The 20,870-nt window shown below is 51.4% G+C and carries 15 protein-coding genes and 1 pseudogene; 7 read left to right on the top strand and 9 right to left on the bottom strand.

The annotated features are described in order from the left end of the window. Nucleotides 1-49 precede the first annotated feature (49 nt). The 4 genes from HMY34_RS08490 to HMY34_RS08505 all read right to left on the bottom strand — a co-directional run bounded on the left by HMY34_RS08490 (nucleotide 50) and on the right by HMY34_RS08505 (nucleotide 4,281). A complete protein-coding gene (locus HMY34_RS08490) occupies nucleotides 50-349 on the bottom strand; it encodes a TusE/DsrC/DsvC family sulfur relay protein (protein WP_202718812.1) in 300 nt (99 codons plus the stop codon). Nucleotides 350-441: 92 nt separating this feature from the next. After that, nucleotides 442-2,460: a lipase gene (locus tag HMY34_RS08495; RefSeq protein WP_202718813.1), complete on the bottom strand. Its 2,019-nt coding sequence runs from the start codon at nucleotides 2,458-2,460 to the stop codon at nucleotides 442-444. 12 nt (nucleotides 2,461-2,472) lie between these two features. Continuing rightward, nucleotides 2,473-3,213, bottom strand: coding sequence for an OmpP1/FadL family transporter (locus tag HMY34_RS08500; protein WP_202718814.1), 741 nt, complete (start codon nucleotides 3,211-3,213; stop codon nucleotides 2,473-2,475). 6 nt (nucleotides 3,214-3,219) lie between these two features. Continuing rightward, a complete protein-coding gene (locus HMY34_RS08505; RefSeq protein WP_202716024.1) occupies nucleotides 3,220-4,281 on the bottom strand; it encodes an IS701 family transposase in 1,062 nt (353 codons plus the stop codon). 97 nt (nucleotides 4,282-4,378) lie between these two features. Here HMY34_RS08505 and HMY34_RS08510 point away from each other — a divergent pair. Further along, nucleotides 4,379-5,427: pseudogene (locus HMY34_RS08510) on the top strand (IS630 family transposase). Here the strand turns inward: HMY34_RS08510 and HMY34_RS08515 are convergent. From HMY34_RS08515 to tsaE, 4 genes are all read right to left on the bottom strand, one after another. Further along, the gene (locus HMY34_RS08515; protein WP_202718815.1) at nucleotides 5,409-6,134 is read right to left on the bottom strand and encodes an OmpP1/FadL family transporter; all 726 of its coding nucleotides are present in this window, start codon (nucleotides 6,132-6,134) and stop codon (nucleotides 5,409-5,411) included. The pseudogene HMY34_RS08510 and the gene HMY34_RS08515 overlap by 19 nt on opposite strands. A gap of 113 nt (nucleotides 6,135-6,247) precedes the next feature. Continuing rightward, the gene (nadA, locus tag HMY34_RS08520; protein WP_202718816.1) at nucleotides 6,248-7,306 is read right to left on the bottom strand and encodes a quinolinate synthase NadA; all 1,059 of its coding nucleotides are present in this window, start codon (nucleotides 7,304-7,306) and stop codon (nucleotides 6,248-6,250) included. Nucleotides 7,307-7,346: 40 nt separating this feature from the next. Further along, nucleotides 7,347-8,573: an N-acetylmuramoyl-L-alanine amidase gene (locus HMY34_RS08525; RefSeq protein WP_202718817.1), complete on the bottom strand. Its 1,227-nt coding sequence runs from the start codon at nucleotides 8,571-8,573 to the stop codon at nucleotides 7,347-7,349. Nucleotides 8,574-8,677: 104 nt separating this feature from the next. After that, nucleotides 8,678-9,106, bottom strand: a complete 429-nt coding sequence (gene tsaE / locus HMY34_RS08530; RefSeq protein WP_202718818.1) for a tRNA (adenosine(37)-N6)-threonylcarbamoyltransferase complex ATPase subunit type 1 TsaE — start codon at nucleotides 9,104-9,106, stop codon at nucleotides 8,678-8,680. Nucleotides 9,107-9,243: 137 nt separating this feature from the next. Between tsaE and HMY34_RS08535 the strand changes: the two genes are divergently transcribed. The 6 genes from HMY34_RS08535 to hrpA all read left to right on the top strand — a co-directional run bounded on the left by HMY34_RS08535 (nucleotide 9,244) and on the right by hrpA (nucleotide 18,505). Continuing rightward, nucleotides 9,244-10,074: a DNA/RNA non-specific endonuclease gene (locus HMY34_RS08535; protein ID WP_228288018.1), complete on the top strand. Its 831-nt coding sequence runs from the start codon at nucleotides 9,244-9,246 to the stop codon at nucleotides 10,072-10,074. A gap of 10 nt (nucleotides 10,075-10,084) precedes the next feature. After that, nucleotides 10,085-10,336, top strand: coding sequence for a hypothetical protein (locus HMY34_RS08540; RefSeq protein ID WP_202718819.1), 252 nt, complete (start codon nucleotides 10,085-10,087; stop codon nucleotides 10,334-10,336). A gap of 176 nt (nucleotides 10,337-10,512) precedes the next feature. Further along, nucleotides 10,513-11,730, top strand: coding sequence for a GGDEF domain-containing protein (locus tag HMY34_RS08545; protein ID WP_202718820.1), 1,218 nt, complete (start codon nucleotides 10,513-10,515; stop codon nucleotides 11,728-11,730). A 129-nt stretch (nucleotides 11,731-11,859) separates the two neighbouring features. Beyond that, complete coding sequence (locus HMY34_RS08550) at nucleotides 11,860-13,416, top strand: tetratricopeptide repeat protein (protein WP_202718821.1); 1,557 nt, start codon at nucleotides 11,860-11,862, stop codon at nucleotides 13,414-13,416. Nucleotides 13,417-13,569: 153 nt separating this feature from the next. After that, nucleotides 13,570-14,706: a trypsin-like serine peptidase gene (locus tag HMY34_RS08555; RefSeq protein WP_202718822.1), complete on the top strand. Its 1,137-nt coding sequence runs from the start codon at nucleotides 13,570-13,572 to the stop codon at nucleotides 14,704-14,706. Nucleotides 14,707-14,800: 94 nt separating this feature from the next. Continuing rightward, on the top strand, nucleotides 14,801-18,505 hold the full coding sequence (gene hrpA / locus HMY34_RS08560) for an ATP-dependent RNA helicase HrpA (protein ID WP_202718823.1): 3,705 nt from the start codon (nucleotides 14,801-14,803) through the stop codon (nucleotides 18,503-18,505). On the opposite strand, the gene HMY34_RS08565 is transcribed toward hrpA, so the two are convergent. Further along, the gene (locus HMY34_RS08565; RefSeq protein WP_202718824.1) at nucleotides 18,506-20,764 is read right to left on the bottom strand and encodes a GumC family protein; all 2,259 of its coding nucleotides are present in this window, start codon (nucleotides 20,762-20,764) and stop codon (nucleotides 18,506-18,508) included. It lies immediately after the preceding gene. Nucleotides 20,765-20,870: the final 106 nt, after the last annotated feature.

A 20,870-nucleotide genomic window follows, 5' to 3' on the forward strand; every position in this document is an offset into this window, starting at 1 on the left:
TTAAGGTGTGCAGGGTCAGCACGTATGCTTAACCCCGCACCCCAAAGACTTACACGCAGCCAGTCGGCTTCGGCAAACCGCCGTATTTGGTAATCGGCTTCATCGGGCCGGTTTTCCATTGCGCAAACAGTTCTTTTTGATCCATGTTAATGAATTTAGAGAACTTGCGAATCGGTGGTACGACCGCTTGATCGTCGTAATATTCACGCGCTTTCATGATCTGTTCCCATTTGGCATCGGTCAGATCGACACCATCGACTTCCGCCATGGCTTTACCGATTTCCGGTGTCCAGTCATCCATGCTAACTAAATAGCCGTCGCCGTCACGGGCAGGGATTTCTACGCTCATTGTTTAAGTCTCCTCAAATTGCCTAGTAATTTAGTAAGGTATTTTACTGATAAAGGGGTAGTGTCTGTCAATACTCACACTGGCCACAAGCCTTAGGGTGCTGCCCCAGCAATCACACTGGTGTCGGTCAACGTAATCGCGGCACCTCTGGCAAGCTGGAACGCCGCAATCTGCCGCTGCATTTCCACCGTCACCGCCATGCTCGCGGTAGGGTCCAGCACCGAACCGTGTTCGCCGCTATTAAAACGCACCATGCCATCCGCGCCAGCCGCCGTCGCGGTTCTGCTGCTCAATTGCATCACACTTGCCAATGGCTCAGTGCCAGACAACGGCGCGTTAGCCACTCGGTTGGGAATGACCTTATCCCCCAACACTTCGATCATGTGCACAGGATGCGCTGCCGCTGCTCGCGCCCCCAACACCACCGGATCCGCCGCATCCAACACTGTTTGCGCCACCACCATGTAAGCATCATACGCTGCCGACCCCGGTGTCAGCCCCACATTGCCTAAACCGGCCTGAATCACCGGGCCAAAGCGTTCCGAACCGTCCAACAACCGCGCAATGCCACCGCCGGTAGTCACCAAGGAAGCGGGCGTTGCGGTACTTTCAACAGCCAAATACCCCGTACCTACAATGCCACCGAGCGAATGCCCCACAAAACCCACTTGCGCGGTATTCAAACGCACCGCACTGATATTGCCCAAACTGCGCCGCAATACCAACAAGTCGGCAATGCCTTGGCGGATATTGTCACGCGAGGTCGGCAAACTGCTCAGATTAATGAAATGCGTCCCTGAGGTATCAATAATGCCATCCGCCCCGGCGGTACCTGTCGACGCATTTTGCACATCCAGATTAAAGGTGCGCTCCACATCGTTCGCAAACGCCGGATTCACATCAGCACGCAGAGGATTCGTGTCTTCCGTCACGCCATGCAAGGGCAAATCAATCGCCACGCCCACATAACCGGCATCCGCCAAGGTATCCGCCACTGCCAATAAATCTTGACGATTACGGGTAATGCCGTGCTGGAAAATCACCACCGGCCAGCCACTCGCGGGCGGCGTTCCCCCGGCTACGGCACTGGCATTCGGCACACTCAGCAACACCGGAATGGTTTGCGTCGAAGTTGCCTGTGGCGTGGGGTTAAAGCGTGTCAAAAAGCTCCCCGCCGCCCCGGTCCAAAACGTTGTCAGCGGCGCAGTGGGATCAGCGCTACTCGGTGCGGTCAAATAATACGGCACAGCCAGCGTTCCAATGTGCACATTGGCTTTACCCGCGAGTGCTGGCACAAACGTATTGGTTGCACCCAATGCCGGGGAAATGGCGATGCTGCCAGCGGCGGCTTGGGTTTGCAGCGCCGTCAATACCGGCGTTACCGACTGGGTAGTAAAACTCCAGCTCAATACAATGCTTGCCGCGTTAACACCTTGACTGGCGGCAACGGCTTCTTGATTGTTAATCAATTGGCGCAAAGGTTCTAATGCCGCGTATTCGCCTGTCAAAGCGGTGGTGCTTTTCGCGAGTAGATACGCCGAATCACTGCTGGCAGCGCGGTCATCCGCCCCACGAATGCCATTGGTCAACACCACAAGGTAACTGGTGCTTTCCTTTAGCGGTGTCAATGGCACTAACGCCAAGGTATCTTGCGCCGCGCCTGCTGCGGTGGCGAATAATTCACTGGCAGTGACTTCGCGAGTCACGCCGGTAATGGCTTGCGTCGCGGCATCTTTGCGCACTTCAAACACGCGCACACTGCTGCCAAGTTGCAGGGAACTCGCCTTCAGGCTTGCCCCAAACGCCGCTGTAATTGGCGCTGTCAGCCCAAAACCGTCCAGCGTATTCAGGTTATTCACCAAGCCCAATTGACCGGGGTTGGTGATCGTGGCGGTGGGAATATTTAACGTGCCATCGGTCGTGCCAGCCAACAACAGATCGTTGGTTTGCGGAATCACCCCATTACGTGGGTCGAAACGCGCCACTGCCGCGCTGCCGCTGGTGGCGTTCGCGTTTGCACTGAAATCATAGTCGCTGGAATTGCTGCACGCGCCCAAGCCCAATAAAGTCACTGCCAGCACGATACTGTGTGATAAATAATGCCGTTTCATGGCAACCTCCTCTTAGAATGACCAGTTAAGTTGGGCGCTTACGATGTCCACACTGGAATCGTACAGCCCACGAATGGCGTAACCATTATCCGGGTTCACGTTATCAATCGGGGTTTCATCCATGAAAATGTGGGTATAACCGACATCCACATCCATATTCTTTTTCAGCTTGTAATTTGCACCCGCCGACACCCAAGTTCGATCGGTATCCGGGGTACGTGGGGTACGCAATTGCGGGCTAGGCACGGGGGTTTCATCAAACGCCACCCCACCGCGCACCTTTAGGCGGTCGTTGTATTGGTAATTGGCTCCCAGCGCATAACGGTTCACATCTTCCCAGTCTTGGCGGGTATCCGTGACCAACGAACTGTCCGCGACCTTTTTCACGGTCAAGCTTTCAAAACTGCTCCAGTTGGTGCGGGTCACATCGCCCATGACTTCCAAACGCTCATTGACCTTATGCGCCGCCGACACCGACAAGCTGGCAGGCAAATTAGCCTCGGCAGTCGCATCCGCCGTATTAAAGCGCGTAATGCCGGTCGCCGTCACAATCGGTTGCAAACCCGGATCAATGTCATATTCAACCTCGCCTTCCAACTCATGATCCAGCGCTGAACGGTAGCTCGCCCCCACACGGGTAGCCGGAGTTGCTTGGTACAGCACCCCCGCATTCACCCCGAAAGAAATGTCATCACCACTGATGGTTGCCTTGCTATACCAATCAGTGCCATAAAATGGCTTTCTAGTAATCAACTGATGTTACGCAGTAGCCCGAAAAGCGAGCAACTCCTCAAAAGCCGCCTTGATGGCTTTGCGGTAGAGTTTTGCTTTGAGGGCAAAGTGGTTAAGTTTTTTCCTCACAGTCAAACATTCCATCTTGAACACGGCAACAATCGAGGCAAATAGATGGTTGGCTTGTGTCCTGGGTGTGTGGGCAGGCGACTTGGCAAAGGCGGCATTGGACTTGAGCGATTTGTGAAAGACCTCCACTTTCCACCGTTTTTGGTAGAGTGAGGTGATTTCGTCCCACTCAGCGTCCAGCTTGCTACAGACCAGATACAAAATGCCGCTGCTGCCATCCTTGTTTGTAAAGACTTGCCGGACAAGCCTGACGGGGAAATTCAGCCCCTTCAGCCAGCCCGTGACGGCGTGTTGTTCTGACCATTCCAGTTGGTCGAGCCGGGTGTAACGTTTTTCCTTGCGAGCAGCTTCGCTCAAGGCCACCAGCCGATTGCTTTTCAGTGCCATGATGAAGTCCTTGTGCCGGGTTTGCTTGATGTGTTCCATGTTTTCGCTGGATGCGAACCAGATGTCTGTCAGAATCCATGAAAATTTCACCTGATTCTGGATAGTGGCATCAATCATAGCCCGCATCTGTTCATTCTTGGTGATGTCACTGCACCGCTTTTCTTGCCGGGTTTTGAGGTCACAATAACGCAGTGGTTTACGTACCAGTTCAAACGCAACCGGAATGGAGGTGTCGTTCGCGTGGTAGAGGCAGTTCACTAAATTGATGCCCTTGATGTTCCGTCCTAGGCAGTGGTCATAATGCCAGCAAATCAGGTCGTTTTCGTCCATATGGGGCTTTTCTTCCACCGTGTCATCAATGATGAGAACCCCATCATCCGATTCAACCTCACGGACGAGACTTTTGACCTGTTTCCAAAGGTCTTTCGAGGTGTAGTCGCGTTCGGACAGGAAGCGGCTGATCGCATCATGGCTGACTTGACCATCCAGCATTTGAGATAAGCCTGTCGCCGTGGCGTAACCAAACGTCACGCTCAGGTAGTCGGTGTAGAGGTCTAGGCGGTTCTGGTTCATCACTGGAATATAGACGACTCGGCTAGGGAGTGCGTAACATCAGTAATCAAGTAAATATGGTTAACTGACGGTCAATAAAGGCAACTATGAGTAATGTATGACATTAAAAATCACCTTCACTGATGATGAGGTAGCGGAGCTGTTCTACTGGAAGGAGCGCCACCCTCATCCCAGAGTCCGTAAGAAAATGTCCGTGCTGTACCTGAAATCCCAACAGTTGACGCATAAGGAAATCAAACGATTGGAAAGGATTACAGAAGCCACGCTGCTTGCCTACCTAAACGCCTACCAACAACCTAACGGTTTAGAAGCTCTTAAAGAAATACGCTTCAATAAACCAAAGAGTGATTTGATGGCATATAAAGACAAGATTGAGACCTATTTTCGTGAATATCCACCCGCGACCAGCAAGGCAGCAGCCGCCAAGATTGAGGAGCTGACAGGCATCAAACGCAGCGAGGACAGGGTACGTATCTTTATGAAGAAAATAGGGATGGACATCCGTAAAGTGGGGATGATACCCGCCAAAGCTGATGTGGAAGCACAAGAAAAGTTCTTGGAAAATGAACTTAAACCGCGCATTCAAGAAGCTCAAGAAGGTAAACGCGCCCTTTTTTTGTCGATGCCGCCCACTTCGTTTTAGCACCGTTTCTGGGATTTTTGTGGTCATTTTCCCGCGTATTCATCAAAGCGCCCTGTGGTCGACAACGTTACAACGTATTGGGCGCACTCAATGTGATAACACTGCAACTGATCACCCTCACTAACGATACCTATATCAACGCTGGCAGCGTGTGTGAATTATTGGAAAAAATTGCAGCGTTAGCACTCAAAATACCGATCACGTTGGTCTTGGATAATGCCAAGTATCAACGCTGTGAAGCCGTGTTTGCCTGTGCGAAAAGGCTCAATATTGAACTATTGTTTTTACCGACCTATTCACCCAACCTCAATCTGATTGAACGGTTGTGGAAGTTCGTCAAGAAAAAATGCTTGTACTCGAAGTACTATGATAAGTTTCCCGCTTTCAAGTCGGCCATCACCAACTGTCTCGACAAGCTGGATACTGATCACAAGAAAGAACTGGCACAGTTGATGACAACAAACTTTCAAACCTTTAAAAATGTTCAAGTCTTGGCGCTGTGAGGTATATCGGTTGCCGCATTCGATAAAGCAGGCAAACGCGCCAAGCATTGGGTCAGCAACGCGCCACTGTTCGCCGCGCTCGCAATGCTGCGGCAAGCGGCTGCCGAATCAATCGCCGTTTGCAATTCAACGTGCAGGTATTGCGCACTCACCCCCGCCCCCACACTGAGTTTGTCATTCACTTGGTAAGCAATCGCGGGGTTGACATTGACCGTTTGAATGCTGGATTCGAGCGCATTGTAACGCCCGATCCAATCCTCATCGTATTCCGTACCCAAGCCAAATGGCGCATTGACGCCAATACCGGCACTGAGTTTATCGCCATAGCTGTGTACCACATACGCATTCGGCACCAATGCCGGATTGCCGCCATCAGCATTTGTCCCCGTCAAGGTGGTCGCGGCGACATCCAGATTACCGCCGGTCAGCGCGGGGTTTACCCGTGAGGCTTTGTCGGTGAAATCGGCTTTGGGCGCAATCAAATGCCCTGCGGCGCTGGTATGCGTCCCCGCCGCCAAAGCCGTCATCCCCGCTGGGTTGAACCAAACCACGGACGCATCATCAACCGCTACGGCTGAACCTGAATAGGCATTCCCCGCCCCAGAACCAGACTGGTTTGCCAGTGCAAAACCCGCTGCTTGAACCGTCGTGCTCAGCGCAGCACTGATTAACGTTGCCAAGGCACTTTTTGTGATGGTGTTAACCATATTTAACTCCTCCTAATTCCGAATGGGACAATTGTTTTAAAATACGCGCCTCTCTAGCGTACTGAACAAATGTAGCAGGATTAGGGGAGTAAATGCTCTATCCAATAGTGTATTTAATGACCTGAATCACGGCGCATCTTGGCAAAATCCAACATCCGCTGGGTTGAGCGCAAGGCTTTTACGCGCACACTTTCTTCCACAAAGATCTCATTGCCCCCGGTTTCCAAGACGCTTAACAGATTGTGTAAGCCATTCATCGCCATCCAAGGGCAATGGGCGCAACTTTTGCAGGTTGCCCCTTCGCCCATGGTCGGGGCAGCAATGAATGTCTTATCGGGTGCGGCTTGCTGCATCTTGTAGAAAATCCCGCTATCCGTCGCCACAATAAAACGCTGATGCGGCAAAGTTTGCGCGGCTTTGATCAATTGCGACGTGGAACCTACCGCATCTGCCAACCGGATAATGTCTTCCGGTGATTCGGGATGCACCAGCACACCCGCATCGGGGTATTTATCCAGCATCTCCCCCAGCGCCCGAAACTTGAATTCGTCATGCACCACGCAAGCGGCTTGCCACAGCAACATATCCGCCCCGGTGAGGCGTTGGATATAGCGCCCCAAATGCTTATCGGGGGCCCAGAGGATTTTCTTGCCTTGTTCATCCAGCCAAGTGACCAAATCGACCGCAATACTCGACGTTACCACGTAATCGGCGCGTGCTTTGACTTCAGCGCTGGTGTTGGAATACACCACCACGGTACGATCGGGGTGTTCGTCACAAAATGCAATAAACTGTTCAGCGGGGCATTCCAAATCCAAGGAACATTCGGCTTCCAAGGTTGGCATTAACACGCGCTTTTCTGGATTGAGAATTTTGGCGGTTTCGCCCATGAAACGCACACCCGCCACAATCAGGGTTTTCGCGGGGTGTTCATTGCCAAAGCGTGCCATATCCAATGAGTCGGAAACGTAACCACCGGTTTCTTCGGCTAATTCCTGCAAATCGCGTTCGACGTAGTAGTGCGCCACCAATACCGCGTCTTGCTCCTTGAGTTTTTGCTTGATTTGCGCTTTAACCCGCAGCTTTTGCTCAGGGCTGTAGTGCGGATTCAGGGCTTCAATGTGTGCCGTGAGCGGAACTTTGATCAGCGGGATAGTAATGGCTTTGTTCATGATTTTACGATTATCCACTGGCAAGCAAACGCCAGAATGCTCAGGTATTGGCTCGCCCACTTTCCGCATACGCAATTTGGTAGCGTTTGATCCCTTGGAACATCGCACTAGCCAACTTTTGTTGGTATTCAGCAGTACGCAGGCGCTTCTCCTCCGTCGGATTGCTGATAAAAGCAGTTTCTACCAACATCGACGGAATGTCGGGTGAGCGTAACACCACAAAGCGGGCGCTTTCAACACGACGGCGTAAGGGGTTATTCACCTTGGCGAGTTCGTTCAAGATGCCTTTTGCCAGACTTAGGCTGCGATCCATCATCGCATTCTGGCTCAAATCGAGCAGCACGGAAGCAATCTTGTCGCTGGTATTGCGCCCACCAAATTTTAATTCGTAAGAGTTTTCGCTTTCTGCAAGCAAACGTGCCGCTTCACTGGATGCGCCATTTTCAGACAGAATATAAACCGAAGAGCCACTTACCCGCGTGCTGGGGTTCGCATCAGCGTGTACCGAAACAAACAAGTCGGCTTTGTGTTTATGCGCAATATCCATGCGTTCGCGCAGCGGGATGAATTTATCGCTGTCACGGGTGAGGATGGCTTTCATGCCTTTTTCGCGGTCAATCCGTGCTTTCAGTTTGCGGGCAACTTGTAACACCACCTCTTTTTCCTGCGTGCCATTAGCCCCTACTGCACCGGGGTCTCTACCGCCATGACCGGGGTCGATCACCACAATAAACTTACCTTTGGATGGCGCAGGTGTCGCCGGGCTGTCCGATTTATCCGATTCTTGGGTAGATTTTTTAGGCTTTTTCGGTTTATTGCCGCTGCTGCCTTTCCCCGTGGGGTTGAGGCTGACGGTCAGCAAATGACCGTTACTTTCTGCGGCTAATGAAGATTTGATGGCGACTTGTTCCGCCACGTCCAACACCACACGCAAACTGCCATCATCACGCTCAGAATAGCGAATGCCGGTGATAGGCTTACGGTCATGCGCCCCCTGCTTGAGCTTGCCTTGCATCGTGGTATTTTTTAAGTCAATGACCACCCGATCCGGCTTGTCGAGGGTGAACACCTTGTAGGCAATCGGTGCATCCAATTGCAGCAGGAAATTCAATTTATCGGCAGTTCCGGTCAGGTTTGCCCCGGTTAAGCGCCCAGCAACGGCTTCAGCAGCCCACGCTGGCACGCTATTGAATCCGCTGGCGACCGCTCCGGCGAGTGCACCTAATTTCAGGATAAAACCTCTGCGGCTCAATTGTTTGCTGTTCATTGATCGGTTCGCAATGGGTGGAAAAACGTATCTTAGTTATAAGTATTAATACAGAGTGGCGTGCTTTTCAAGTGAATTTTTACTATTACGTGCTAACCCAATGATTAAAAACGGTTAAACTCTTCTAGTAAAATTTCACGCGCCTCACCGCAGTAGCGGATGTGAATGCGCAAATCCGCTACTGGCAATACCCCGGCGGCCTTTTCAGGCCATTCCACGAGACAGAGTGCATCCGGGCGTAAATAATCGCGGATGCCCATGTATTCCAACTCCTCTGGTTCAGCTAAACGGTACAGATCGAAGTGAAAAATGTCGCGCCCCGCCAGATGATAGGGTTCAACTAGGGTATAAGTGGGGCTTTTGACATTGCCGGTATGCCCTAATGTACGTAATAAACCGCGTACCAGCGTGGTTTTGCCCGCCCCCAAATCACCGTGCAAGGTGATCAAGCCACCGCTGGGAAATTGCTGCGCCACGCTTGCGCCGAATGCAAGCATCGCGGCTTCATCGTCGATCCGTTGCCAGTTGTTCATCTGTTGAGTGCCTCACCTAATGTGCAGAACACGCATTATAAGATACCGATTCAATTTCTTGGAAAAGAATCATACAATGCCCCTGACCTGTTGCATGGGCATGACAGGTTGCCGCTTACTTTTGCAAGGAACTCCCCGTGATAACCACCCTGATTACCCACAGCCGCGCATTGAGTGCATTACTGATTTTATTGAGTTTAACCGCGTGTGCATCGAGTAACACGCCACTTGATCCGCGTGCGACTGCCTCGACAAACGCTACCAGCAGCGCGGGTAACACCGACAATGCCTGCCCCCAACATTACGCCAATGCTGATACCCCGCAATTGGTAAACCCCAAGCTGGCAGCGAAAACGCGCCTGCTGTGCTTTAGCGAATTTGCGGTGTTGCATTCTGGCGTTACCCGCACCCCCTTATGGGCGAGTGAACACGTAACGTATGCCGAGCTGCTAATGGACATTGCCCGCAAAGACAATTTCTATGCCGAACCCAGACTGCCAGCGGAAGAACGCGCCGAATTAGCCGATTATGCGGGTTCTGGCTATGACCGTGGACACCTTGCCCCGGCAGCCAATATGCCGTCAGACACCGCCATGCGCGAAAGCTTTTCTTTGGCAAACATGACACCGCAAAACCCCAGTAATAATAGAGGCTTGTGGTCGAGCATCGAGTCACGCACCCGTGATTTAGCCCAACAACGCGGGGAAGTTTATGTCGTTTCCGGGGCAGTCTTTAGCGGGGCAAACTTGCAGCGCATCAACGAACGGGTATTAGTGCCAACCCATTATTTCAAAGCGATTTACGATGCCAATACCGGCGAAAGTGGGGCGTATTGGGTTGCAAACACCGCCAACAAAGACTACAAGACAGTCAGTATTAAGGAATTAACCCAACTGGCGGGCATCGACCCCTTCCCCACCATTGGCGAATTCAGCAAAGCCAATGCGATGAATTTGCCGCAACCCTGAGTGCGCGACGATGAATTTTTTCAACAACGAAGCCGAAGTTTACCAACTGCAAGCATTCACTATCGAAAATCGCCTTGATCGGGTATCGCTGTACGGTAGCTTGGATATTACCCATGATGTGCAAGGCTTAGCACTGGCGCTTGAATTAAAGCAATGGTTAGATGGCATGGTCGTGGCATTAAATACGGCACAAGCCAGTGGCAATTTGCCTGAAAAAATCACGATTAATAGCGGTGATCAGGTTGAAAATCCTTTTGCCTAGTTAAGCTTACTTTTTGAGCTTGTCTTTTATTATAAAAAAAATCTATTATTAGCCAACATAAATTCAACCTAAGTAGCGCAATCTCTCACAAGATGCACTATATTCAGACTTGGCATTGACAGGGGCGTCACGCCAAGGCGCACTAATCCGATGGTTGCAACTCAGAAAAGATTTCAATGAATAAGAAAAAGATCGGCTCACACTTGCACACGTCACCTCTGATCATTCAGGGGCAAATCACGTTCCTATCGCGGCACGGGGGAATTTGGCTGTGGGGCAATGCGTTGGCGGCTACGCTGTTTGTGTTATTGCGCTGGGTGGAAAGCACCGAAAGCATGGCGTTGCTGTTGGTGTGGTTCGCCGCTATTTTGACCATGAATGTCATGCGTTGGTTATTTGGGCAACGCTTCTTACCTTCACAACATTATTCCAGCGAAGAATTACAAGAATTCGGGCAACGCTACCTCGTTTATTCCACGCTTATCAGCGCTTTGTGGGGTGTATCGGGATTTATCCTGTTTTCCTTTGAACCTTTAATGCAAGCCGTGCATGTATTGCTATTAGCCGGGGCAATCGTTGCCGCCATGCCGGTATTGGCGCTTTCCAGCTTGGCTTTATACCTGCAAATCGGCGCAATTTTGTTGCCGATTACGTTGAATTTATTATTAATCGGCGAAACCGCACAGCAATCATTGGCATTGGCAACCACATTGCTCGGCATTTTATTGGCGATGGCATCGCGTTCGATTACCGGCTTGCTCAACGACCTGCACAGCGCCCAAATTCAAGTACAGGAACAAGCGCACACCGACCCCGTGACCCAAATTTCCAACCGACGTTTTTTCGACACAACGTTTAAAATGGAATGGCGTCGCGCGACGCGCGAGGCCAAACCCTTGTCGCTGTTGATGATTGATGTCGATCATTTCAAACGTTATAACGACCGCCACGGGCATCAGGCAGGCGATCAATGCTTGCAAATTATTGCGCAGTGCATTAAAGCCGTGGCACGGCGTGCATCGGATGTCGTCGCACGTCACGGCGGCGAAGAATTCGTGATTCTATTGCCAGATACGCATTTGGAAGATGCCGCCTTATTAGCCGAGCGCGTGCGTAAAAGTGTGGAAGATCAACGCATACCGCACTCAGATGGTGCGATTCCACGCATTGTGACAATCAGCATCGGCGTATCCAGTTGCACCCCGAATAGCGCACACGATGCACAACCCCTGCATGACGCTTCCGTGGTTTACCCGGCAATGCTATTGAATGCAGCGGATCGGGCGCTCTACCGCGCCAAACGTAACGGGCGTAACCAGATTGCTAGGGAAAGTTGTGGCGAAGGTATCATCAAACTGCCCACGCCACAGACGGCAGCGACTCATGCGGCTTAGCTGTTACAATTTTTTACAAAAACTCCGGTAGGTTTTGGCGAATAGTATTTTCTTCGACAAAAAACGTGCTATAAAGTGACGCTCGATTTTTCAGAAGAAACACAAGAATACGGGGAATTGCTGGCTGCCATGACCATAAATAAAGAACTCATTATTGCTGAGCTTGACTCCCTGCTGGTCAGTCCGTGCTTTCGCGCCAGAAAAGTTATCAAACGGTTTTTACACTATGTTGTGCATGAAACCTTGGCCGGGCGTGGCAATACTCTCAATCAACACAATATCGCCATCCATGCATTGGGTAAACCACCTGATTTTTCACCGGCGTACAATCCCGTGGTACGCATTGAAGCCGGACGCCTGCGCAAATTGTTAAAAACGCATTATGCGGATGCGAACAACCCCAGTAGCATCATGATCACCATTCCGAAAGGCACGTATCAAGCGGTTTTCATACGCAGAAATCGTCTGCCCAACACCGTCACACCGCCTGAAACACCGCTGACCCCGCAAGTCACCGAAGGCCCGCGTGTCTTGCTGCAATGCCAAGTGCTTGAAAATCCTGCAATCACCAGCCCTACCCCCTTGTGCCATAAAGTGCGCAACGATTTACTGCTGATGTTAAACCGTTTCCGCAATATCCGCGTCCTCGCAAGCCATGCGTCAGACAAAGCCAAGCTGCACCAAACCGATTATATCTTGAACTGCGATCTGCAAGTCACGGGCAACGAAGTCGAACTGTTTTTGGTACTCATCCACGCCCGCGACGATGAATTGGTGTGGGCAAACACGCTACGTTTACCGGCACAACCGAGCCAGCAAGATTTGGATAAATTGTGTATGCAAGTCGCTGCCAATACCGTGGCGCTGCATTCCGGCAAAGTCTTGTACCACTGGGCGCAATACCAGCAAAGCATGACCGCAGCCATTGCCGCTCATCACAAAGCCTTGGTTGACTATCTGGCTTTTCTGCACGACATCACCCGTGAAAATTTTCACATCGCTTTAATCAGTTGCCAACAACGCTTGCAACACTTCCCGCATGACAGCAAAGCGTTGGTGATTCTGGCGCGTCTCTGCGGCTACGATCACGTATTGCAATACCATTTGGTTGAGAATCTGGAAACCACTTGGACACATTCAGCCCGCACTGCCATGAAGCTCGACTCTGGCAATGCAGAGGCGCATTCCATTTTCGCGCACAATCGCTACTTTCTCGGCGATAATGCGCTGTGCCGTGCCGAACTGGAAATGGCGCGGCAGACCAATCCATTCGATACATCCATTGAATACCTGTATGGATTTGGGCTGTACATGACCGGCGACCATGAAGCGGGCATCCAAGCCATTCGCAACCTCATGGCGCTTCAGTTTCCGCAACCCGACTGGTATCACGTATTGCCCTTTCTGCATGTGTTCAATCAAGGTAACTATCAGGAAGCCTTGGTACTGGCTGAGCGCATTCAGCACTTCGGTTACTGGGGAGAATTAGCCCGTAGCGTTAGTTGCTTTCGTCTGGGACAAACGGCACGTAGCCTGCGAGAGCTTAAGGAATTATTACGCGATAATTCGCAACTGCTTAATACCCAAAATCCCGATAATCGGTCTATTTTCTCGCACGAAGCATTAAAAAAAGTATTGAGCACCTTAGGGGAAATCAAAAAACTCATGACGCCTGACCAATATTAAAATTTAATGATTATGGCGGCGAATATTCATTAATTATTAACCGCCAATCAATTAACTAAGACTATGATTGTTTAAAAAAATTGATTTAATTAATTGTCGCAACCAGCCTATAAATCAACATAGTTTATTATACGCTGATGGCGGGGATTCTTTATGACGGACACATATACACATTCTTATGGAAACTGGGTACGCGCTGCATTATTAATTACAGTAATCACTCCTTACCTAAATGGGTGCAACAGTAGTGGCACCACGGCACTGAATAATACCAATGACACAACACCCGTAACACCGACAAGCGTAGCGGCAACGCCTACGCCTACGCCTCCACCAACAATCGCAGCCGCACCGAGCGTGGATGCCCCGGCTATCGCCGCAGCAACCGTTACCAACTCTGCTACCACTACCAGTCAACGCTTTAGTCTTGTTTCCAGTAGCGGTCAAGTGGTTGACTCCAGTAGTTTAAACCAGACGAAAACCGTCTCTATAGGCTCAAGCGGTGCAGCGGGCAGGCCGGAAGCATCCGAAGCGCTGGGCGCTGATACAATGCCACTGACGGATACGGAACTGGCAACCATCAAGACCACAACACCCACCGCCGCCGCACGTATCATTAACGAATCCATATTGGGATTTGATAGCCGTTTCCATGTCAACCCCTATGGTTACCCACAACGGGCAGTATCCTTAATCACCTACAATGGCAGTACCCATTGCACTGGCTGGTTAGTTAGTGCCGATACCTTGGTAACAGCCGGACATTGCGTCCATAGTGGCGGCGCTAATGGGCGCTGGGGTTCGCCGAGTGCTTTCAAAATTTACCCCGGCTTCTCTGACGGTTACGCGCCCTACGGCTCTTGCCAACCTCGTGAAACCTATTCCTCTTACGGCTGGATTACTTCAGCAGACAGTGATGCCGATGTCGGGGTTATCAAACTCGATTGCGCTATCGGTAAAGCAACCGGCTATTTCAGCTATTTCGTCGCGGCACAAACGGATAATACGGCGATTACCATCAATGGCTACCCCGGTGATAAAGCGGACGCTAATGAGCAATGGGGCAGCACTGGTGTGATTTCGCGCTCAACCCCGGCAAAACTTTATTACGACAATGACACAACCGGCGGTATGAGCGGCGCACCCGTTTGGTTGCAACACAACGATACCGCGTGGTCATTGGGTATTCACACCACCGGTGAAAACTTATTGTCTCGCGGAACCAATTCAGGCACACGCATTTCTCAAGATGTGTTCGACCTCATTACTGCCGTCAAAGAACTGCCATAAGCACACAGATTGCGTCGATAGGTGAATCCAGCAAGGCGGCGCGTTACAATGCCCGCCTTGTCACCCGACGCTAACGCTGGATTTTTGACCTCACGTGAGCAACCTCATTCAACGCCGCGCTTTGCGCCTGCAAAATCTGCCCAAGCCAACTTACCCCGAAGAACTTCCGGTAGCCGCCCGTCGCGCTGACATCCTCGCCGCCATCAGTGCGCATCAAGTCATCATTATTTGCGGCGAAACCGGCTCAGGCAAAACCACCCAACTCCCCAAAATGTGTTTGGAATTGGGGCGTGGCGTGGATGGCTTTATTGGTCACACCCAACCCCGACGCATCGCTGCCCGCAGTGTCGCCGCACGGATTGCCGAAGAACTCAACACACAACTCGGTCAGCAAGTCGGTTACAAAGTGCGTTTCCACGACCGCTGCTCGCCGGACAGTTACATAAAACTCATGACCGACGGTATTTTGCTGGCAGAAATTCAGCAAGACCGCTACCTGCGCCAATACGACACCCTGATTATCGACGAAGCGCACGAACGCAGCCTCAATATCGACTTTCTACTCGGCTACCTCAAATGGCTATTGCCGAAACGCCGCGATATGAAAGTCATCATTACCTCGGCAACGATTGACCCGGAACGCTTTTCACGCCATTTCGACAATGCCCCGATTATCAATGTGTCGGGGCGAACTTACCCCGTCGACATCCGCTACCGCCCCTTGATTGACGTGGATGCGGAAGAAGAATTCGAGCGCGATCAAACCCAAGCCATTCTCGAAGCCGTCGATGAATTAGGCCGTGAAGCCCCCGGCGATATTCTGATTTTTCTGCCCGGCGAACGTGAAATCCGTGAAACTGCTGAAGCCTTGCGCAAACACCACCCGCCTGCCACCGAAATTCTGCCGCTGTTTGCACGGCTTTCCAACGAAGAGCAACACCGCATTTTTGAACCGCACGGGCAACGCCGCATTGTGTTAGCCACCAATGTTGCGGAAACCTCCCTCACCGTACCCGGCATTAAATACGTGGTCGACAGCGGCTATGCCCGCATTTCACGCTATTCATGGCGAGCCGGTGTACAGCGTTTGCCGATTGAAAAAGTCTCACAAGCTTCGGCGAATCAACGTTCCGGGCGCTGCGGACGAGTTAGCAACGGCATCACCATCCGGCTTTACAGCGAAGACGATTACAACAAACGCCCGGTGTTTACCGAACCGGAAATCCTGCGCACCAATCTGGCGGCGGTTATCCTGCAACTGGCCACCATGTGGACGGCGGACATCGAAGGCTTCCCCTTTGTCGAACCGCCGGATACCCGCCTGATTCGCGACGGCTACAAACTCCTGTTTGAAATCGGCGCAGTCGATAAAAATTTCAACGTCACCAGCAGCGGGCATCAACTTGCCAAGTTGCCGCTCGATCCCCGCTTTGGGCGCATGTTACTGGCAGCAAACGACAACGGGGCATTGCGTGAAGTCTTGATCATCGTCAGCGCATTAACCCTGCAAGATCCGCGTGAACGCCCACTGGACAAACAACAAGCCTCTGACGAAAAACACGCACGTTTCAAAGACGAGCAATCCGACTTCCTCAGCTTCCTCAAACTCTGGGATTATTTCCACGAGCAACGCAAACACCTCAGCCAACGCAAATTCCGCGACTTGTGCCAAAAGGAATTCCTCTCCTACATGCGCCTGCGCGAATGGCACGACATTCACACCCAATTGCATCAAATGGTGCTGGAAATGGGTGGCAAGGAAAATGACGCGCAAGCCAGTTACGACGCTATCCACCTGAGCTTACTGACCGGGTTGCTCGGCAATATCGGCATGAAGGACGAAGAACGCGAATACATGGGCGCGGGTGGACGCAAATTCCACCTCTTCCCCGCCTCCAGTCTGCGCAAAAAACCGCCGCAATGGGTCATGGCAGCCGAATTGGTGGAAACCTCGCGCTTATTCGGGCGCACCATCGCCAAAATTCAGCCCGAATGGGTGGAAAAACTCGCCGAACACCTGCTCCGCCACCATTACACCGAACCGCATTGGGAGCAAAAACAAGCGCAAGTCGCCGCGTTTGAACGTACCTCGCTCTACGGCATCACCATCACCCCGCGCCGCAAAGTCAGCTACGGGCGCATTGATCCTGTCACCTGTCGCGAAATCTTTATTCGCCATGCCTTGGTATACGGCGAATACCGCACCGCCGCGCCATTTTTCCAACACAATGCCGAACTGATTGCTGACATTGAAATGCTGGAAGCCAAGGCTCGCCGCCGCGACATCCTCACCGACGAACACCGTTTGTATGCGTTTTATGACGAACGCATCCCCGCTCATGTCGTCAACGGGCATTCATTCGAGCGCTGGCGCAAAAAAGCCGAACAGCACGACAGCCAATTGCTGTACCTAACCCACGCTTACCTGATGCAGCGCGAAGCAGGGCATGAAAAAAGCGGGCAATTCCCCGACAGCTTGCAGGTGCAAGGCATGATTCTGCCGTTACGCTACCACTTTGACCCCAAGGCCGAAGATGATGGTGTCACCGTACGTTTACCCTTGCTGGGGCTAAATCAACTCAACCCCATCCGCTTCGAGTACTTAGTGCCGGGCATGTTGGAAGAAAAAATCACCGCGCTGATTCGTGCCTTGCCCAAACACATTCGCAAACAGTTTGTACCCGCACCGGATTACGCCCGTGCCTGCATGGAAGCCATCGAGCCGAGCGACACCTTGCCCTTGCAAACCTCCGTGGAAAAACAGCTATTGCGCATGAGCGGCAGCCAAATTCCACCCGAAGCATGGGCAGCCATTACGCTGGAAACACACTTAAAAATGCGCTTTGAAGTCGCCGATGAAGCGGGCAGAGTGATTCGCAGCGGACGTGATTTGGATACGTTGCGCGGTAAAGTTCATGCGCAAACCCGTGCGGAACTGGCATCTAAACCCGTGCAATCCATCGAACGGCTCGGCATTACCGCCTGGGATTTTGGCGATTTGCCCGAACTCTATTGGCTGGAAGCAGGCGGCACGAAATTGCGCACATGGCCTGCCCTAGTCGATGCCAACAACAGTGTCAGCATTCGCTTATTTGACAATGAAACCGATGCCAGCAACGCCCATTGGCAGGGTGTATTGCGCCTGTTCTGGCTGGCGTTATCCGCTGAAGTGAAAGACGTACCGAAATACGTGCCGCAAATGCAAACCTTGTGCCTGCACTATGCCGCCACCGGCAAATGCGAGGAACTCAAAGACAGCATCACCCGCTACGTGTTCCGGCAAGCATTTAAAAACCACCTGAGCATCCGCAAGCAGGACAGCTTTACCCACGCACTGGGCGAGTGCCGTTCACAGATTTTCCCGCAAACCCAAGAAACAGCGCGTCTGATCACCCCGATACTTGCGCTGTACCATGACTTGCGCAAACAGTTAAAAGGCAAAGTGCAACCGGCATGGTTAGAAGCCCTGAATGACATCAGCGAACAATTGAACCATTTGGTGTATGTAGGATTTCTGGACGCAGTATCCCCAGAGGAGTTACGGCACTTTCCGCGTTACCTCAAAGGCATTCAGCGACGTTTGCAAAAATTGGCGGAGAACCCGACCAAAGACAGGGCATTACGGGTGCAAGTACAACCGTATTGGGATCAGTGGAAAAAAGAAGCAAAAGGGAACTGGCACGAGTACCGCTGGATGTTAGAAGAATTCCGGGTATCGCTGTTTGCGCAGGAGCTAGGAACCGCAAGGCCGGTATCAGCCAAGCGGTTAGAAGAACTGTGGAAGAAAACTACCCAGTGATTACTGCGTAGCGACCATGGCGGTCTGACTGCTACGCGGGTAGCGATTCGGGTAGCCGTAGTATTTATTCGAGACTTCCGGTGATTTCATCTTGGTCAATACTGTACCAATGATATTGCATTGCGCTTGATGTAAACGCCCAACCGCATCTTTCAGATTACGTTTACGGGTCTGACCGTAAGCACTGACAAACACGGTGTTACCCGTGCGGTTAGAAATGATCAAGGCATCCGCCAACCCCATCACGGGTGGGCCATCGAGAATAATATGATCAAACATCCCTTCCACTTCGCTCAATAATTCAGTGAAGCGCTCACCTGCCAATAATTCGGTGGGATTAGGCACGGCAGAACCGGCAGAAATAGCTGACAGGTTTTGTACCGTGGTTTCCTGAATCAATTCAGCGATGTTTTCTTTTTCACCTAACAGGTAATCACTCACGCCCAGCCGATTTTCCAAACCCAGTTTATTGTGGGCTTCCGGGTGACGCATATCGCAATCAATTAACAGCACTTTTTTACCCGTGTAAGCAAAGACGGTAGCCAAATTCACCGCCGTAGTGGTCTTACCTTCACTGGGTGAGGGGCTAGTAACATTCATAATCAAAGCTAAACCTTGCTGCGATGGCGCTTTCATCATGAGAATGTTTTCGCGCAATGAGCGAAATGCTTCTAACATGAACGAGCTGCCGACTTGCCCGCGCAATGCCAAGACATTCTTATTGTTGCGACCGGAAATATAAGGAATGACCCCCAGCAAAGGCACAGATCCCAGTGCACGGCGCATGTCTTCGACGCTTCTTAGTCGGTCATCCATAATTTCAGCCATAATCGCCGCCAACAAGCCCAGCAGCAAACCTAACGCTGCCCCCATCACCAAATTCAAGGGAATATTCGGCGCGAAAGGTCGCGTTGGCACACTCGCCTCATCAACAATCGCCACGTTACTGGCACTGCTGTCAGCAACACGCCCAATCTCATTCAAGCGTGCCAACAAGCTTTCATAGTTAGTACGGTCAGCTTCTACTTCACGTTGCAAGGTCAAATAGCCAGCAGACTTATCACGATTTCCCATGAGCACCGCTTCCTGCTTTTTGACTTCACCCTTTAACTCACTTTCACGTTGTTTGGCGGCTTCGTATTCGGCTTGTAATTTGCTGCGGGCAGTGCGATCAATGCTGGAAGATTCGCGCTGCACTTCCTTGGTGAGTTCATTGATGCGTGCTTGTAACTGCTGCATTTCCGGGAAATTCGCTTTAAACAGGCTGGATTTATCGCGGTATTCCGCTTGTACACGCGCCAATTCTTCCTTCAAACGTTGAATGGCTGGGTTTTCCAAGGTACGGTCAGCACCCGCGACATTTTGCGAGCGGTTGAGCGACGCTTCAGCCGCAATCCGTGCACTGGTGGCATCGGTCAACGCTAAATTGAGGGAATCCAGCACACCTGACGCCGAAGAACGGTCGCCATCCAACGTAATAATGCCCTGCTTTTTAGCGTAGGCAACCAATTCGCGCTCAGAATTCTCTAACTTCAACTTGGCTTCTTTTAATTTACCGTCGAGGGTTTCCTTGGTGTTAGAAACCGCCTCGTTACGCAAATTTAAACTCATCTGCTTATAATTAGCCGCCAAGGTATTCACAATATCAGCCGTTAGTTTGGGATCGGTATGATCGTAACTAATCTTGAAAATCTGCGAATCTTCTACCGCCTGAATATTCAGATTGCGCCGGAAATTCTCACCAACATTGCTCTGCACTTCCTGAGATTGTTCACTGCCAGAAACGCGCTGTTTAAATTCAGCCAGCCACGCATAAACACGGGCGCGTAAGGAATCATTGTCTTCAAAACGGTCAGCAATGTTCAGTGCCTTAATCGTTTCACTGGTTAAACGTTCGCTACCCAATAATTCCGTTTGAGTCTGATAAAATTCACGCTCACTGCGCGGGGCGCGGGCAGGCTCTGCCCGATCCCCCAGTGACACCCGTGCCTCTTCCGGGGTTACTTGCAAGGTAGTGGTCGCGCGGTAGACATCCGGTGACAAAAAAGTGAATACAGCCGTCAGCAAAAAAGTGGCTAAAGCAATACCCAGCAGTAGCCATTTACGCTGCATTAACCGCCGCCATAACTCACCGAAACCAAATTCCTCGGCTTGGGCACGCGGGGCAACGTCTTCGATCGGAATATACTCCACCACCTGAGCATTCCCCGCCGAGCGCACTTCGAGACTTTTCGATTGATTTGCGTAATAGTTTTCCATCACCGCTCCTTGAGCATTGCCGCTACCGGTTATTGTCACCGCCGACAGAGATTTCTGAAATTAAATCAACAATAATACACGCCATAATAACGACAATAAATGCCGT

The sequence above is a fragment of the Thiothrix subterranea genome (genome assembly GCF_016772315.1).
GTDB lineage: Bacteria > Pseudomonadota > Gammaproteobacteria > Thiotrichales > Thiotrichaceae > Thiothrix > Thiothrix subterranea.

Excerpts from the sequence above, each read along its gene's own strand:
- HMY34_RS08490 (WP_202718812.1), bottom strand. The coding sequence starts at position 349 with ATGAGCGTAGAAATCCCTGCCCGTGACGGCGACGGCTATTTAGTTAGC.
- HMY34_RS08495 (WP_202718813.1), bottom strand. The coding sequence starts at position 2,460 with ATGAAACGGCATTATTTATCACACAGTATCGTGCTGGCAGTGACTTTA.
- HMY34_RS08505 (WP_202716024.1), bottom strand. The coding sequence starts at position 4,281 with ATGAACCAGAACCGCCTAGACCTCTACACCGACTACCTGAGCGTGACG.
- HMY34_RS08515 (WP_202718815.1), bottom strand. The coding sequence starts at position 6,134 with ATGGTTAACACCATCACAAAAAGTGCCTTGGCAACGTTAATCAGTGCT.
- nadA (WP_202718816.1), bottom strand. The coding sequence starts at position 7,306 with ATGAACAAAGCCATTACTATCCCGCTGATCAAAGTTCCGCTCACGGCA.
- HMY34_RS08525 (WP_202718817.1), bottom strand. The coding sequence starts at position 8,573 with ATGAACAGCAAACAATTGAGCCGCAGAGGTTTTATCCTGAAATTAGGT.
- tsaE (WP_202718818.1), bottom strand. The coding sequence starts at position 9,106 with ATGAACAACTGGCAACGGATCGACGATGAAGCCGCGATGCTTGCATTC.
- HMY34_RS08540 (WP_202718819.1), top strand. The coding sequence starts at position 10,085 with ATGAATTTTTTCAACAACGAAGCCGAAGTTTACCAACTGCAAGCATTC.
- HMY34_RS08545 (WP_202718820.1), top strand. The coding sequence starts at position 10,513 with ATGAATAAGAAAAAGATCGGCTCACACTTGCACACGTCACCTCTGATC.
- HMY34_RS08550 (WP_202718821.1), top strand. The coding sequence starts at position 11,860 with ATGACCATAAATAAAGAACTCATTATTGCTGAGCTTGACTCCCTGCTG.
- HMY34_RS08555 (WP_202718822.1), top strand. The coding sequence starts at position 13,570 with ATGACGGACACATATACACATTCTTATGGAAACTGGGTACGCGCTGCA.
- HMY34_RS08565 (WP_202718824.1), bottom strand. The coding sequence starts at position 20,764 with ATGGAAAACTATTACGCAAATCAATCGAAAAGTCTCGAAGTGCGCTCG.